11 protein-coding genes are annotated in these 13,695 nt (G+C 62.5%); 4 read left to right on the top strand and 7 right to left on the bottom strand.

Annotation, left to right across the window (positions count from 1 at the left end; translation table 11 throughout):
* Window positions 1-43 precede the first annotated feature (43 nt).
* From ACSSU5_RS15225 to ACSSU5_RS15235, 3 genes are all read right to left on the bottom strand, one after another.
* Window positions 44-1,636, bottom strand: a complete 1,593-nt coding sequence (locus ACSSU5_RS15225) for an ABC transporter substrate-binding protein (protein WP_492559207.1) — start codon at window positions 1,634-1,636, stop codon at window positions 44-46.
* Window positions 1,637-1,784: 148 nt separating this feature from the next.
* Window positions 1,785-3,410 carry an ABC transporter substrate-binding protein gene (locus ACSSU5_RS15230; protein WP_264310181.1) on the bottom strand — a complete coding sequence of 542 codons (1,626 nt, stop codon included), beginning with the start codon at window positions 3,408-3,410 and terminating at the stop codon, window positions 1,785-1,787.
* A gap of 318 nt (window positions 3,411-3,728) precedes the next feature.
* Window positions 3,729-4,445 (bottom strand): SIMPL domain-containing protein, encoded by a 717-nt coding sequence (locus ACSSU5_RS15235; protein WP_492559208.1) that lies wholly within the window; start codon window positions 4,443-4,445, stop codon window positions 3,729-3,731.
* 202 nt (window positions 4,446-4,647) lie between these two features.
* On the opposite strand from ACSSU5_RS15235, the gene ACSSU5_RS15240 reads away from it, so the two are divergent.
* The 4 genes from ACSSU5_RS15240 to ACSSU5_RS15255 all read left to right on the top strand — a co-directional run bounded on the left by ACSSU5_RS15240 (window position 4,648) and on the right by ACSSU5_RS15255 (window position 9,033).
* Entirely contained in the window at window positions 4,648-5,904 is a 1,257-nt protein-coding gene (locus ACSSU5_RS15240) for an ATP-binding protein (protein WP_264310179.1), read from the top strand.
* Window positions 5,904-6,464 (top strand): response regulator transcription factor, encoded by a 561-nt coding sequence (locus ACSSU5_RS15245; protein WP_264310178.1) that lies wholly within the window; start codon window positions 5,904-5,906, stop codon window positions 6,462-6,464. The genes ACSSU5_RS15240 and ACSSU5_RS15245 overlap by 1 nt, the downstream gene beginning before the upstream one ends.
* Window positions 6,465-6,673: 209 nt before the next feature.
* Entirely contained in the window at window positions 6,674-7,615 is a 942-nt protein-coding gene (locus ACSSU5_RS15250) for an AEC family transporter (RefSeq protein WP_264310177.1), read from the top strand.
* Between the two features lie 56 nt (window positions 7,616-7,671).
* Window positions 7,672-9,033 carry an amino acid permease gene (locus ACSSU5_RS15255; protein ID WP_264310176.1) on the top strand — a complete coding sequence of 454 codons (1,362 nt, stop codon included), beginning with the start codon at window positions 7,672-7,674 and terminating at the stop codon, window positions 9,031-9,033.
* A gap of 27 nt (window positions 9,034-9,060) precedes the next feature.
* Here the strand turns inward: ACSSU5_RS15255 and ACSSU5_RS15260 are convergent, their stop codons facing one another.
* From ACSSU5_RS15260 to gatA, 4 genes are all read right to left on the bottom strand, one after another.
* Window positions 9,061-10,104 (bottom strand): calcium/sodium antiporter, encoded by a 1,044-nt coding sequence (locus ACSSU5_RS15260; RefSeq protein WP_492561323.1) that lies wholly within the window; start codon window positions 10,102-10,104, stop codon window positions 9,061-9,063.
* Window positions 10,105-10,164: 60 nt separating this feature from the next.
* Window positions 10,165-10,539, bottom strand: a complete 375-nt coding sequence (locus tag ACSSU5_RS15265) for a septal ring lytic transglycosylase RlpA family protein (protein ID WP_264310175.1) — start codon at window positions 10,537-10,539, stop codon at window positions 10,165-10,167.
* A gap of 239 nt (window positions 10,540-10,778) precedes the next feature.
* Window positions 10,779-12,224: an Asp-tRNA(Asn)/Glu-tRNA(Gln) amidotransferase subunit GatB gene (gatB, locus tag ACSSU5_RS15270; protein ID WP_264310174.1), complete on the bottom strand. Its 1,446-nt coding sequence runs from the start codon at window positions 12,222-12,224 to the stop codon at window positions 10,779-10,781.
* Window positions 12,225-12,235: 11 nt separating this feature from the next.
* Window positions 12,236-13,687, bottom strand: a complete 1,452-nt coding sequence (gene gatA, locus ACSSU5_RS15275; RefSeq protein WP_492559209.1) for an Asp-tRNA(Asn)/Glu-tRNA(Gln) amidotransferase subunit GatA — start codon at window positions 13,685-13,687, stop codon at window positions 12,236-12,238.
* Between the last annotated feature and the right edge of the window lie 8 nt (window positions 13,688-13,695).

Below are 13,695 nucleotides of genomic sequence, written 5' to 3' on the forward strand. Positions count from 1 at the left end.
CTTTGCGGGCTTGCCCGCGAAGAGGCCAGTGCAGGTTTAAAAATCAATCAACACTCACACCGGAAAAATCATTGCGGCCAAAGGGGCTGACCTTGAAGTCGGAAACCTTTGCACTGATCGGTTGGTTCACCGTGGAATGCGCCACCGGGGTAATCGGCACCTGCTGCTTGAGCCGCTGCTGGGCCTGCTGGTAGAGGGCTGTGCGTTGTGCGCGGTCGGTCACTTGCTTGGCTTGTTTGACCAGGTTGTCGTACTGCGGGTCGCACCACAGGGAGTAGTTGTTGCTGCCGATGGCGTCGCAGTTGTAGAGGGTGCCGAGCCAGTTGTCCGGGTCGCCGTTGTCACCGGTCCAGCCGATCAGGGCAATGTCGTGCTCGCCGCTTTTCATGCGCTTGAGGTATTCACCCCATTCGTAACTGACGATCCGCACCTTGAAGCCCAACTTGCTCCAGTCGGCCTGAAGCATTTCGGCCATGAGCTTGGCGTTTGGGTTGTACGGGCGCTGTACCGGCATGGCCCAAAGGGTGACTTCGGTGCCTTCCTTGACCCCGGCCTGCTTGAGCAACTGCTTGGCTTTATCCGGGTCGAAGGGGGCGTCCTTGAGGCTGTCGTCATAGGACCACTGGGTGGGGGGCATGGCGTTCACCGCCAACTGCCCGGAATACTGATACACCGCCTGGAGGATCGCCTGCTTGTTCACCGCCATGTCCATCGCCTGGCGTACTTCCAGGCGGTCGAAGGGGGGGTGCTGGGTGTTGTAGGCGATATAACCGAGGTTGAAGCCGGGTTGTTGCAGCACGTCGAGTTTTGTATCGGCCTTGAGCGCCGGCAAGTCAGCCGGTCGCGGGTGCAAGGTGACCTGGCATTCGTTGCGGCGCAGTTTCTGGATGCGCACCGAGGGGTCGATGTTGATCGAGAACACCAGGTTATCGATCTTTACCTCTTCCGGTGCCCAGTAGTCTTTGTTGCCCTTGAAGCGGATTTGCGAATCCTTCTGGTAGCGCTGGAACACGAACGGGCCGGTGCCGATGGGCTGTTGGTTGATGTCGCTGGGTCGCCCACTGGCCATCAGGTGCTCGGCGTACTCGGCGGAAAGGATGGAGGCGAAGCTCATGGCAATGTTCTGGATGAACGCGGCGTCGACCGTGTTCAGGGTGAACACCACGGTCAGTGGGCCAGCCTTCTCGATGCGGGCGATGTTCTTGTCCAGGCCCATGCTGATGAAGTAGGGGAATTCGGTGGGGTAGGCCAACCGGAACGGGTGGCCCTTGTCGAGCATGCGGTTGAAGGTGAACAGCACGTCGTCGGCATTGAAGTCGCGGCTTGGGGTGAACGCCTTGTTGGCGTGGAACTTGACGCCCTCGCGCAGGTGGAAGGTGTAGCGCAGGCCATCTTCGGAGATGTCCCATTTCGTGGCCAGGGCCGGGTGCACGGCGGTGCCGCCGCGTTCGAATTCGGCCAGGCGGTTGTAGATCGGTTCGGCAGCATCGTTGTCGGTGGCGCTGGTGTACTGGGCGGTGTCGAACCCGGCCGGGCTGCCTTCGGAGCAGAACACCAGGTTTTTTGCGAGCAACGCAGGGGATTGGCTCATCAGGCCCAGCGCAAGCAGGGTCGAAAGGGCGGTGGCATGGCGCATGGCAAGTCCTTGTTCGTCTGTTTGGCCGCCTCGGGGTACGAATGGCGGCAACAGGGTGCCTATCCCGCTGCGGGTAGCAGCGGGCGGCGGGAGGGTTAAGGCTGTGGTGGGGCAGGCACCCGCTGCGCGGCGGGTGCCGGGGGCTACCCTATTTGTCCACGCTGACGCCGTAGAAGGCGTTCAGCGCAAATGGGCTGATCTTGAAGTCCTTCACCTTGGCACTCATGGGTTGGTAGACGGTGGAGTGGGCGATCGGGGTGATCGGTACCTGCTCCTTGAGGATGTGCTGCGCCTGCTTGTACAGCTCGGTGCGCTTGGCCTGGTCCGAGGTGGCTTTGGCCTGTTTGATCAGGTCGTCGTAGGGCTTGTAGCACCACTTGGAGAAGTTGTTGCCGTCAACGGCATCGCAGCCGTACAGGGTGCCCAGCCAGTTGTCCGGGTCACCGTTGTCGCCGCTCCAGCCGATCAGCATGGCGCCCTGTTCGCCACCTTTGGAGCGCTTGATGTACTCGCCCCATTCATAGCTGACGATCTTCGCCTTGATGCCGATCTTGGCCCAGTCCGCTTGCAGCATCTCGGCCATCAGCTTGGCATTGGGGTTGTACGGGCGTTGCACCGGCATGGCCCACAGGGTGATCTCGGTGCCTTCCTTGATGCCGGCTTGCTTGAGCAGCTGCTTGGCCTTCTCCGGATCAAAGGCGGCGTCCTTGATGGTGTCGTCATAGGACCACTGGGTGGGCGGCATGCCGTTCACTGCCAGTTGGCCGGCACCCTGGTAAACCGACTCGATGATCTTTTTTTTGTCCACTGCCATGTCCAGTGCCTGACGCACTTCGAGTTTGGCCATGGGGTTGGGCTCGTTGCTGCCCTTGATCTTGTCCATTACGTTGTAGGCGATGTAGCCGAGGTTGAAGCCGGCCTGCTGCGGCATTTGCAGGTTCTTGTCAGCCTTGAGCGGCTCGATATCGGCCGGGCGCGGGAACAGCGTGACCTGGCACTCGCCCTTCTTCAGCTTTTGCATGCGCACCGAGGCATCGGTGGTGATGGCGAAGATCAGGTTGTCGATCTTCACGTCCTCGGGTTTCCAGTAGTCCTTGTTGCCCTTGAAGCGGATCTGCGCGTCTTTCTGGTACTTGCTGAACACGAACGGGCCGGTGCCGATCGGTTTTTGATTGAGGTCGGCGGCCTTGCCGCCCTTGAGCAACTGGTCGGCGTACTCGGCGGACTGGATGGAGGCAAAGCTCATCGCCAGGTTCTGGATGAACGCGGCATCCACTTCGTTGAGGCCGAACTTGACGGTGTGGTCGTCGACTTTCTCCACCTTGGCGATGTTGTTGTCCATGCCCATGTCGGTGAAGTAGGGGAATTCGGTGGGGTAGGCCTTACGGAACGGGTGGTTCTTGTCGAGCATGCGGTTGAACGTGAATAGCACGTCGTCGGCATTGAATTCGCGGCTGGGCTTGAAGTAGTCGGTGGTGTGGAACTTGACCCCTTCGCGTAGGTGGAAGGTGTACGTCTTGCCGTCGTCGGACACTTCCCATTTTGTCGCCAGGCCCGGGATCACAGCGGTACCGCCGCGCTCGAACTGGGTCAGGCGGTTGAACACGGTCTCGGCCGAGGCGTCGAAGTCGGTTCCCGTCGTGTACTGCCCTGGGTCGAAGCCTGCCGGGCTGCCTTCGGAGCAGAACACCAGGTTGGACGCCGCGTGGGCGAGCGGTGCGCCAGCGAGCAAACCTGCGCCGAGCAGGAACGGAATGACTGCGTGTTTGAGCATGGTGGCCTCATTGTTGTCATTTTTCGATTGAGGCGGCCTCGTGAGCCGACCTGAGGATACTTATGCAGGGGCTATTCCCAATGCAACACTCACAAGGATAGTTGGCGCCAGAAAGGTGGTACGGGCGTACATGGATGTCGCATCGGTATAACTTTCGGCGAAGTTGAACGTTTGCGCGGGCAAAATGATGGCAATTGCGGGATGTTTCGAAGAGGCGGGGTTTGTAAGCTGCACCTTAAAAGTGCGTAGGAAATATCTTAAGTTGCGTAATTGGGGCTGCCTTGCAGCCCATCGCGGCGCAAAGCGCCCCCAGCGTCATCAGGGCATCTGAATTTCGATCAAGCCATCGGCATTCATGCTCACTTCGCTGGTACCTGCCTCGATATCCGGCGCTGGCGCCGCTTCGTCAGCGCCCATGGCTTTCATGGCCATCGGCGCGCTGCGCAGGTAAGGGCGTGGATAACCGCTGCTGTTGAGGTTCAGGTTGACCACTTTATAGCCCTTGCCACCCAGCGCCTCGGTGGCCAACTGGGCGCGTGCCTTGAAGGCATTGACAGCGTCCTTGAGCAAGTCGTCCTCGCTGGCCTTGCGCGTGGCCGGGGCAATGGAGAAGTCCATGCCGCCCATTTTCAGGTCTTGCAGCAGGTCGGCGGTCAGTTGCGACAGGGCCGGGAAGTTGGCGCTTTCCAGGCGCAGCTCGGCGCGTTCACGCCAGCCGGTGATCTTCTGCCCTTTGCTGTCGTAGACCGGGTAGCTGTTGCGGCTGCCCTGGCTGATCTTCACATCCTTGACCTGACGCGACTGTTGCACAGCCTTGTTCATGGTCTCGGTGATCTCTTTGGCGAGTTTGCCCGGGTCGGTGTTCTGCGCTTCGCTGTAGAGGGTCACGACCATCAGGTCGCGCGGCACTTCTTTGCTGACTTCGGCACGCAGCGACACCTGGTTGAAGCGCGGCTCATCGGCCGCTAGCGCGGGCAGGCTGGCGAGCAGGCCGCAAGACAGGATCAGGGCAGTGCCGCGACGAGGGATTTGCATGTAAGACTCCTTGGCAATAAAAGGGCGTGGGTTTTGGTCATCCATTCCACGCATGGCCCATCAGACCGGGAACAGTGTAGTGGGTTCAAAAGTGCCACTATGCACCTGTGACAAAGTGTGGCGCTTTGCCGCATCGCTGCAGCGAGGCGCCCGGCTTCGGTATACTCCAGCCGATTTTCTGGAGCACTCATCAGGAGAGCTCATGCTCGCTGCCGTACAACCGTTGTCCGCTACCCGTCAGAACCTCTGGCGCCTGACTGTCATCCGCGTGCTGGTCCTGGCTGCCCAGGCAGGCTCCGTGGGCGTCGCCTACTGGACCGACCTGCTGCCCCTGCCGTGGTTTTCGCTGGCGGCGACGCTGGCCCTGTCGTCGATCCTGTGCGCGTTCACCGCATTGCGCCTGCGCCTGTCGCTGCCCGTCACCGAACTGGAATATGCGCTGCAGCTTGCCTGTGACCTGCTGATCCACAGTGCCTTGCTGTATTACTCCGGCGGTTCGACCAACCCGTTCGTTTCTTATTACCTGGTGCCGCTGGCCATTGCTGCGGTGACCTTGCCGTGGCTCTATTCGCTGATTCTCTCGGGCATTGCCCTGACCGCCTACAGCCTGCTGCTGGTGCAGTTCTACCCGCTTGAGGGGCTGCCGATGGCGCGGGACAAGATGCAGGTCTACGGCATGTGGCTGAGCATCGCCCTGGCGGCTGCGGTGATCACCTTCTTTGCCGCGCGCATGGCCGAAGAGCTGCGACGCCAGGAGCAACTGCGGTCCGAGCGCCGCGAAGAGAGCCTGCGCGATGAGCAGTTGCTGGCCGTGGCCACCCAGGCCGCTGGCGCTGCCCATGAGCTGGGTACTCCGCTGGCGACCATGAGCGTGCTGCTCAACGAAATGCGCCAGGACCACCCCGACCCGCTGTTGCAGGAAGACCTGCAGATCCTTCAGGACCAGGTCAAACTGTGCAAGGAAACCTTGCAGCAACTGGTGCGTGCCGCCGAGGCCAACCGCCGCCTGGCCATGGTCGAGCAGGACGTCACTGCCTGGCTGGACGAGGCGCTCAACCGTTGGCACCTGATGCGGCCCGAGGCCAGCTACCGCTTCCAGCGGCTCAGAGACGGCCAGGTACCGCGCCTAACGCCGCCGCCTGACCTGACCCAGGCCCTGCTGAACCTGTTGAACAATGCAGCCGACGCGTGCCCGGACGATCTCGAGGTGCGCCTGGACTGGGATGCCCAGGACATTGTCATCAGTATCCGTGACCATGGCCCCGGTGTACCCCCGTCTATCGCCGAAGCGATTGGCAAACCCTTTATTACCACCAAGGGCAAAGGCTTCGGCCTGGGCCTGTTCTTGAGCAAGGCCAGCGTGACGCGTGCGGGCGGTTCGGTGAAACTCTATAGTCATGAGCAGGGTGGCACCCTGACCGAACTGCGCCTGCCCCATGGCAAGCGAGGAGATGAATGATGAGCGAAGAATCCCAGGTTGAAAGCGAAGAGCTGCCGCACCTGCTGCTGGTGGATGACGATGCCACCTTTACCCGAGTCATGGCGCGCGCCATGAGCCGTCGGGGCTTTCGCGTGAGCACCGCAGGCTCCGCCGAGGAGGGGCTGATCCTGGCCCAGCAGGACTTGCCGGACTACGCCACGCTGGACCTGAAGATGGAAGGCGACTCGGGGCTTGTGTTGCTGCCCAAGCTGCTGGAGCTGGACCCGGAGATGCGCGTGGTGATCCTGACGGGTTACTCCAGCATCGCCACGGCGGTGGAGGCGGTCAAGCGCGGTGCCTGCAATTACCTGTGCAAGCCGGCCGATGCTGACGATGTACTCGCTGCTCTGCTGTCCGAGCATGCCGACCTGGACGCCTTGGTGCCGGAAAACCCGATGTCGGTCGACCGCCTGCAGTGGGAGCACATCCAGCGCGTGCTGACCGAGCACGAGGGCAATATCTCGGCAACGGCGCGTGCGCTGGGCATGCACCGGCGGACCTTGCAGCGCAAACTGCAGAAGCGGCCGGTTCGGCGCTGAATCGGCGTTGACCCTTTCGCGGGACAAGCCCGCTCCCACAGAAAAGCGCCGCACAAACCGGCGACAGTGTTCTTGTGGGAGCGGGCTTGCCCCGCGAAAGGGCCTTACCTGTCGGAGACTTCCCTTAATCACACCCCGATCCCCGCAACTCGCAGCCGTTGACGTATCATTAGCCCCCTGACGGCAACTCCCTGCAGGATCGCTTGCGCATGCTCGCCCTTCTTATCCAGACGCTGAACATCACGGCACCAGTCTTCGCCATGTTGTTCATGGGCGTACTGCTCAAACGCATCCACCTGATCGACGACAACTTCAACCGTGTTGCGTCGCAGCTGGTATTCAATGTCTGCATGCCGGCCCTGCTGTTCCTGGGCATCTATCACGCCGACCTGGCAACAGCGGTCAAACCTGGCGTGCTCCTGTATTTCGTCGTTGCCACCTTGGTCGGTTTCGGCGTGGCCTGGGGCCTGGCCATCTGGCGTTGCCCGCCAGCGGATCGCGGCATCTACACCCAAGGCGCGTTTCGCGGCAACAACGGCGTGATTGGCCTGGCCCTGGCCGCCAGCTTGTACGGCGACTACGGTATCTCGTTAGGCGCGGTCCTGGCAGGCCTGGTGATCCTCCTGTACAACTCGCTGTCTGCGGTGGTGCTGGCGGTGTACAGCCCGGACCTCAAGTCCGACCCGTGGAGTATCTGCAAGAGCATCTTCAGCAACCCGTTGATCATCAGCGTGCTGGTGGCTACACCCATGGCCTATGGGCAGGTGCCGTTGCCCAACTGGTTGCTCACCTCGGGCGACTACCTGGCGCAGATGACCCTGCCGCTGGCGCTGATGTGCATCGGTGGCACCTTGTCACTGGCGGCGCTGCGTGACAGTGGCAGGCTGGCCATCGATGCCAGCCTGGTGAAGATGGTCTGGTTGCCGCTGGTCGGCACGTTGGGTGCCTGGCTCTGCGGTTTTCGCGGTGCCGAGTTGGGCATCCTGTTCCTGTACATCGGTAGCCCCACAGCGGCGGCCAGCTACGTCATGGCGCGGGCGGCCAACGGCAACCATGAATTGGCGGCATCGATCATCGTGATCACTACGCTAATGGCGGCGATCACCACCAATATCGGTATTTTCATATTGCAGTGGGGCGGATGGATCTAGATCCTTGACTGCAAATAACAGCAATAACACTGCCTCACTGAGCTAAAGGACACTTCATGCAAGACCAGAGCACGCCCGAGCGTTTGCAGCGAGGGTTGAAGAACCGCCATATCCAGCTGATCGCGCTGGGTGGGGCCATCGGCACCGGGCTGTTCCTGGGCATCGCCCAGACCATTCAGCTGGCTGGCCCCTCCGTTTTGCTGGGCTACGCCATTGCCGGCCTGATGGCTTTCTTCATCATGCGCCAGCTTGGCGAAATGGTGGTCGAAGAGCCGGTCGCCGGCAGCTTCAGCCACTTCGCTCACCAGTACTGGAGCGAGTTCGCAGGTTTTGTTTCGGGTTGGAACTACTGGGTGGTGTATGTGCTGGTGGGCATGGCCGAGCTGACGGCCGTGGGCATCTATGTGCAGTACTGGTGGCCAGACTTCCCCACCTGGGCGACGGCGGCGATCTTCTTCGTGGTGATCAACCTCATCAACCTGACGCAGGTGAAGGTCTACGGTGAGATGGAGTTCTGGTTCGCCTTGATCAAGGTGGTGGCCATCGTCAGCATGATCGGCTTTGGTGCCTGGCTGCTGAGCAGTGGCCATGGCGGCCCGGATGCCAGCGTGGCCAACCTGTGGCAGTACGGCGGCTTCTTCCCGAATGGGGTTACCGGGCTGGTCATGGCCCTGGCGGTGATCATGTTCTCCTTCGGCGGGCTGGAGCTGGTGGGTATTACCGCAGCCGAGGCGGACAATCCGCGCCAGAGCATTCCCAAAGCCACCAACCAGGTGGTCTACCGCATCCTGATTTTCTACATCGGTGCCCTGGCGGTGCTGTTGTCGCTGTACCCGTGGCAGAAGGTGGTGCAGGGGGGCAGCCCGTTCGTGATGATCTTCCACGAGCTGGACAGCGACCTGGTGGCGACCATCCTCAACATCGTGGTGCTGACGGCTGCGTTGTCGGTCTACAACAGCTGCGTGTACGCCAACAGCCGCATGCTGTTCGGCCTGGCCAGCCAGGGCGATGCGCCGCGTCAGTTGCTCAAGGTCAGCCGCAGTGGCGTACCGCTGACGGCGCTGGGTGTTTCGGCGTTCGCCACGGGCATGTGCGTACTGATTAACTATTTGATGCCGGGTGAAGCCTTCGGCTTGCTGATGGCCCTGGCGGTGTCGGCGCTGGTGATCAACTGGGCGAGCATCAGTATCACCCACCTCAAGTTCCGCAAAGCCAAGCTGGCGGCGGGCATTGCGCCGTTCTACCAGAGCTGGGGGCACCCGGTGACCAACTACCTGTGCCTGGCGTTCATCGTGCTGATTCTGGTGGTGATGTACCTGACGCCGCCGATTCGCATCTCGGTGATGCTGATTCCGGGCTGGATTGCGGTGCTGTGGGTGGCGTTCCGCTTGAAGAAGGCTCGGCAGGCCAGGGGCTAAGGCGTACCCTAGCGCCCTCTACCGACCTCAGTGCTGCCGCCGCCAGGCGCGCACGGTGGTGTACAGCAACACCACCGCGAGCACTGGCAGTGCGTAGAACAGCATGAGCCGCTCCAGGCGGCCGGCCAAGGGCATGCCGGTGGTAAAGGCCACCACATGCAGCCCATAGGCCAGGTACAGGCAGAGAAACACCAGGCCTTCGGCGCGGGTGATTCGGTAGCCCGAATAGAACACCGGCAGGCTCAAGACGGCGACGCCCAGCATCACGGGCAGGTCGAAGGCCAGTGCGTTGGGTGAGATCGACAGCGGTTCAGGGGTGATCAGTGCGGTCAGGCCCAGCACACCCAGCAGGTTGAACAGGTTGCTGCCGATTACCGTGCCCACGGCGATTTCCCGCTCGCCACGAAGGGCGGCGATCATCGCGGCGGCCAGCTCTGGCAGTGACGTGCACACCGCGACCACGGTCAGGCCGATGATGCGTTCGGACAGGCCCAGGTCGGTGGCCACCTCGACGGCGGCCTCCAGCAGCAGGTGCCCGGCCAGGCTCAATAGACCCAGGCCGAGGGCAATCTGCAGCAGCGTGCCTGACCAGAAGCGTGCGCCACTGATCATGATGCCGCTGGGGGCAGGGTAGGTGCGGGCGTAATGACGCGATTGATGCCAGAGCATCGCCAGATAGCCCAGCAGCGCCAGCAACAGCAGCAAACCCGCCCAGCGGCTCAAGTGGCCATTGGCGGCAAGTGCGTACACCAGTGCGCTGGCGACGATCATCAGGGGAAGGTCCAGGCGCACCAGCTGGCGTGATACGCGCAGCGGGATGATCAGCGCGGCCAGGCCGAGAATCACCAACACGTTGAAGATGTTGCTGCCGATCACACTGCCGACCGCGACATCCGGTGCCCCCTGATAGGCGGCCTGCAGGCTCACGGTGAGCTGCGGTGCGGTGCTGCCGAAGGCCACCAGGCTCAGGCCGATGATGAGAGGGCGCACGTGCAAGCGCAGGGCCAGGCGCAGGGCCATGCGTACCAGCAGCTCGGCACCGCAGACCAGCAGCAGCAAGGCGACGCCCAGTTGCAGGAGGCTGAAGGTGGGAAGGGTGGCCAGGTCGAAAATGGTCGGGGCTCCAGTCGGTCAGTCGCTCAGACCTTGTACCCGGACGCGCGCCGTTCCGCTACGGAGCATGCCGATTTTTTCTGCTGCAGCGCGTGACAGGTCGATCAGCCGGCCACGTGTGTGCGGGCCGCGGTCGTTGATGCGCACCACCACGCTGCGTTGGTTGGCGAGGTTGGTGACCAGCACGCGGCTGCCGAACGGCAGGCTGCGGTGGGCGGCGGTAAGGCCGTGCTGGTTGAAGGGCTCGCCACTGGCGGTGCGTTTGCCGTGGTGACGGGAGCCGTAATAGGACGCGGTGCCGGTCTTGTCGTAACCGCGGGGGTCGATATCGTGGCTGGCACAGCCGGCCAGCAGGGAGAAAAGAGCGAGGGTGCTGAGGGATCGTTTTAGCAAGTCTGATGCTCCGGTGCTGCCATTGGGGCCGCTGCGCGGCCCTTCGCGGGGCAAGCCCGCTCCCACAGGTATTTTACTGGCTTTGAAGCTGTGGAATAGCTGCCATTGGGGCCGCTGTGCGGCCCTTCGCGGGGCAAGCCCGCTCCCACAGGTATTTCACTGGCTTTGAAGCTGTGGAATACCTGTGGGAGCGGGCTTGCCCCGCGAACGAGGGCGCAGCCCTCGCCGCATTTTTCAGCTCAACCTTCGAGCTTGGCCTTGAGCAATTGGTTCACTTGCCCAGGGTTGGCCTTGCCCTTCGACGCCTTCATCGCCTGGCCGACAAAGAAGCCAAACATCTTGCCGCGCTTGGCCTCGTCGGCGGCGCGGTACTGTTCGACCTGCTCGGCGTTGGCTGCCAGCATCTCGTCGAGCATCTTCTCGATTGCACCGGTATCGGTAACCTGTTTCAGGCCTTTGCTCTCGATGATGCTGTCGGCATCGCCTTCACCGGCGGCCATGGCCTCGAACACGGTCTTGGCAATCTTGCCACTGATGGTGTTGTCGCGAATACGCAGCAACATGCCACCAAGCTGCTCTGCGCTCACCGGCGCCTGGTCGATCTCGATGCCCAGCTTGTTCAGCAGGCTGCCCAGCTCGACCATGACCCAGTTGGCTGCCAGCTTGGCATCGCCACCGATTTTCACCACTTCTTCGAAGTAGTTCGCCTGTTCGCGGCTGGAGGCCAGCACGTTGGCGTCGTAGGCCGACAGGCCGTACTGGCTCTGGAAGCGTTCGACCTTCTGTGGCGGCAGCTCCGGCAGGCCGGCGCGGATGGTTTCGAGGAAGCTGTCCTCGATGACCACCGGCAGCAGGTCCGGGTCGGGGAAGTAACGGTAGTCGTTGGCTTCCTCCTTGCTGCGCATGGAACGGGTCTCGTCCTTGTTCGGGTCGTACAGGCGGGTTTCCTGGATGACCTTGCCGCCGTCCTCGATCAGGTCGATCTGGCGCTGGATCTCGCTGTTGATCGCACGTTCGATGAAGCGGAACGAGTTGACGTTCTTGATCTCGCAGCGGGTACCGAACTCGGTTTGGCCTTTGGGCCGGATCGACACGTTGCAGTCGCAACGCAGCGAACCTTCGGCCATGTTGCCGTCGCAGATGCCCAGGTAGCGCACCAGGGCGTGGATGGCCTTGACGTAGGCCACGGCCTCCTTGGCGCTGCGCATGTCCGGCTCGGAGACGATTTCCAGCAGTGGCGTGCCGGCACGGTTCAGGTCGATGCCGGTGGAGCCGCTGAAGTCTTCGTGCAGGCTCTTGCCGGCGTCTTCTTCCAAGTGCGCACGGGTTACCCCGATGCGCTTGATGGTGCCGTCTTCCAGGGCGATGTCCAGGTGGCCCTTGCCGACGATCGGCAACTCCATCTGGCTGATCTGGTAGCCCTTGGGCAGGTCGGGGTAGAAGTAGTTCTTGCGCGCGAACACGTTGCGCTTGCCGATCTCGGCATCGATCGCCAGGCCGAACATGCAGGCCATGCGCACGGCTTCCTGGTTCAGCACCGGCAGTACACCGGGCATGCCCAGATCAACCAGGCTGGCCTGGGTGTTCGGCTCGGAGCCGAAGGTGGTGGCGCTGCCGGAGAAGATCTTCGACTGGGTGGCGAGCTGAGTATGAATTTCCAGCCCGATCACAACTTCCCATTGCATGTGTGAACTCCTCAGAAGCCGTTGGGGGCACGGGTGTGCCAGTCGGTCACTTGCTGGTAGCGGTGCGCGACGTTGAGCAGGCGGCCTTCCTGGAAGTATGGCGCCAGCAGCTGCACGCCGACCGGCAGGCCATCGACAAAGCCAGCAGGCATCGACAGGCCCGGCAGGCCCGCCAGGTTGGCGGTGATGGTGTACACGTCTTCAAGGTAGGCGGCGACTGGGTCGCTGCTCTTGGCACCAAGCTTCCAGGCCGGGTTAGGCGTGGTCGGGCCGAGGATCAGGTCGACGCCTTCGAAGGCGGCCATGAAGTCGTTTTTGATCAGGCGGCGGATCTGCTGCGCCTTCACGTAGTAGGCGTCGTAGTAGCCGGCCGACAGGGCGTAGGTGCCGACCATGATACGGCGCTGCACTTCGGCGCCGAAGCCTTCGCCACGGGAACGCTTGTACAGGTCGGTCAGGTCTTTCGGGTCTTCGCAGCGGTAGCCAAAGCGCACGCCGTCGAAGCGCGACAGGTTGGAGGAGGCTTCAGCCGGCGCGATCACGTAGTACGCCGGGATGGCGTGCTGCATGTTCGGCAGGCTGATTTCCTTGACCACGGCGCCGAGCTTTTCCAGCTCCTTGACGCTGGCTTGCACCAGCTCAGCGATGCGTGGGTCGAGGCCGGCGCCGAAGTATTCCTTCGGCAGGCCGATGCGCAGACCTTGCAGCGAAGCGTTGAGGTTGGCGCTGTAGTCCGGCACCGGCTCTTCGATGCTGGTGGAGTCCTTGGCGTCGAAACCGGCCATGCCTTGCAGCAGCAGCGCGCAGTCTTCAGCGGTGCGGGCCAGGGGGCCGCCCTGGTCGAGGCTGGAGGCGTAAGCGATCATGCCCCAGCGCGAAACACGACCGTACGTCGGTTTTAGGCCGGTGAGGTTGGTCAGCGCTGCCGGCTGTCGGATCGAGCCGCCAGTGTCGGTGCCGGTGGCGGCCGGCAGCAGGCGACCGGCGACTGCCGCAGCCGAGCCACCCGACGAGCCGCCAGGGACGTGCTCGAGGTTCCACGGGTTCTTCACTGGGCCATAGTGGCTGGATTCGTTGGCCGAACCCATGGCGAATTCGTCCATGTTGGTCTTGCCCAGGGTGACCATGCCGGCTTCGGCCAGCTTGGCGACCACGGTGGCGTCATACGGCGCCTTGAAGTTGTCGAGCATCTTCGAGCCGCAGCTGGTGCGTACGCCGTTGGTGCAGAACAGGTCTTTGTGGGCGATGGGGGCGCCCAGCAGTGCACCGCTCTCGCCTGCGGCGCGACGGGCGTCAGCGGCACGGGCCTGGCTCAGGGCCAGCTCCTCGGTGACGCTGATGAAGCTGTTGATTTGTGGGTCGAGCTGTTTGATGCGCGCCAGCAGGGCGCCGGTCAGCTCTTCGGAGGAAAACGACTTGTCGGCGAGTCCGCGGGCGATCTCGGCCAGGGTCAATTGATGCATGGCAGGCT

The sequence above is a fragment of the Pseudomonas sp. E1MeOHC2 genome, assembly GCF_058745025.1.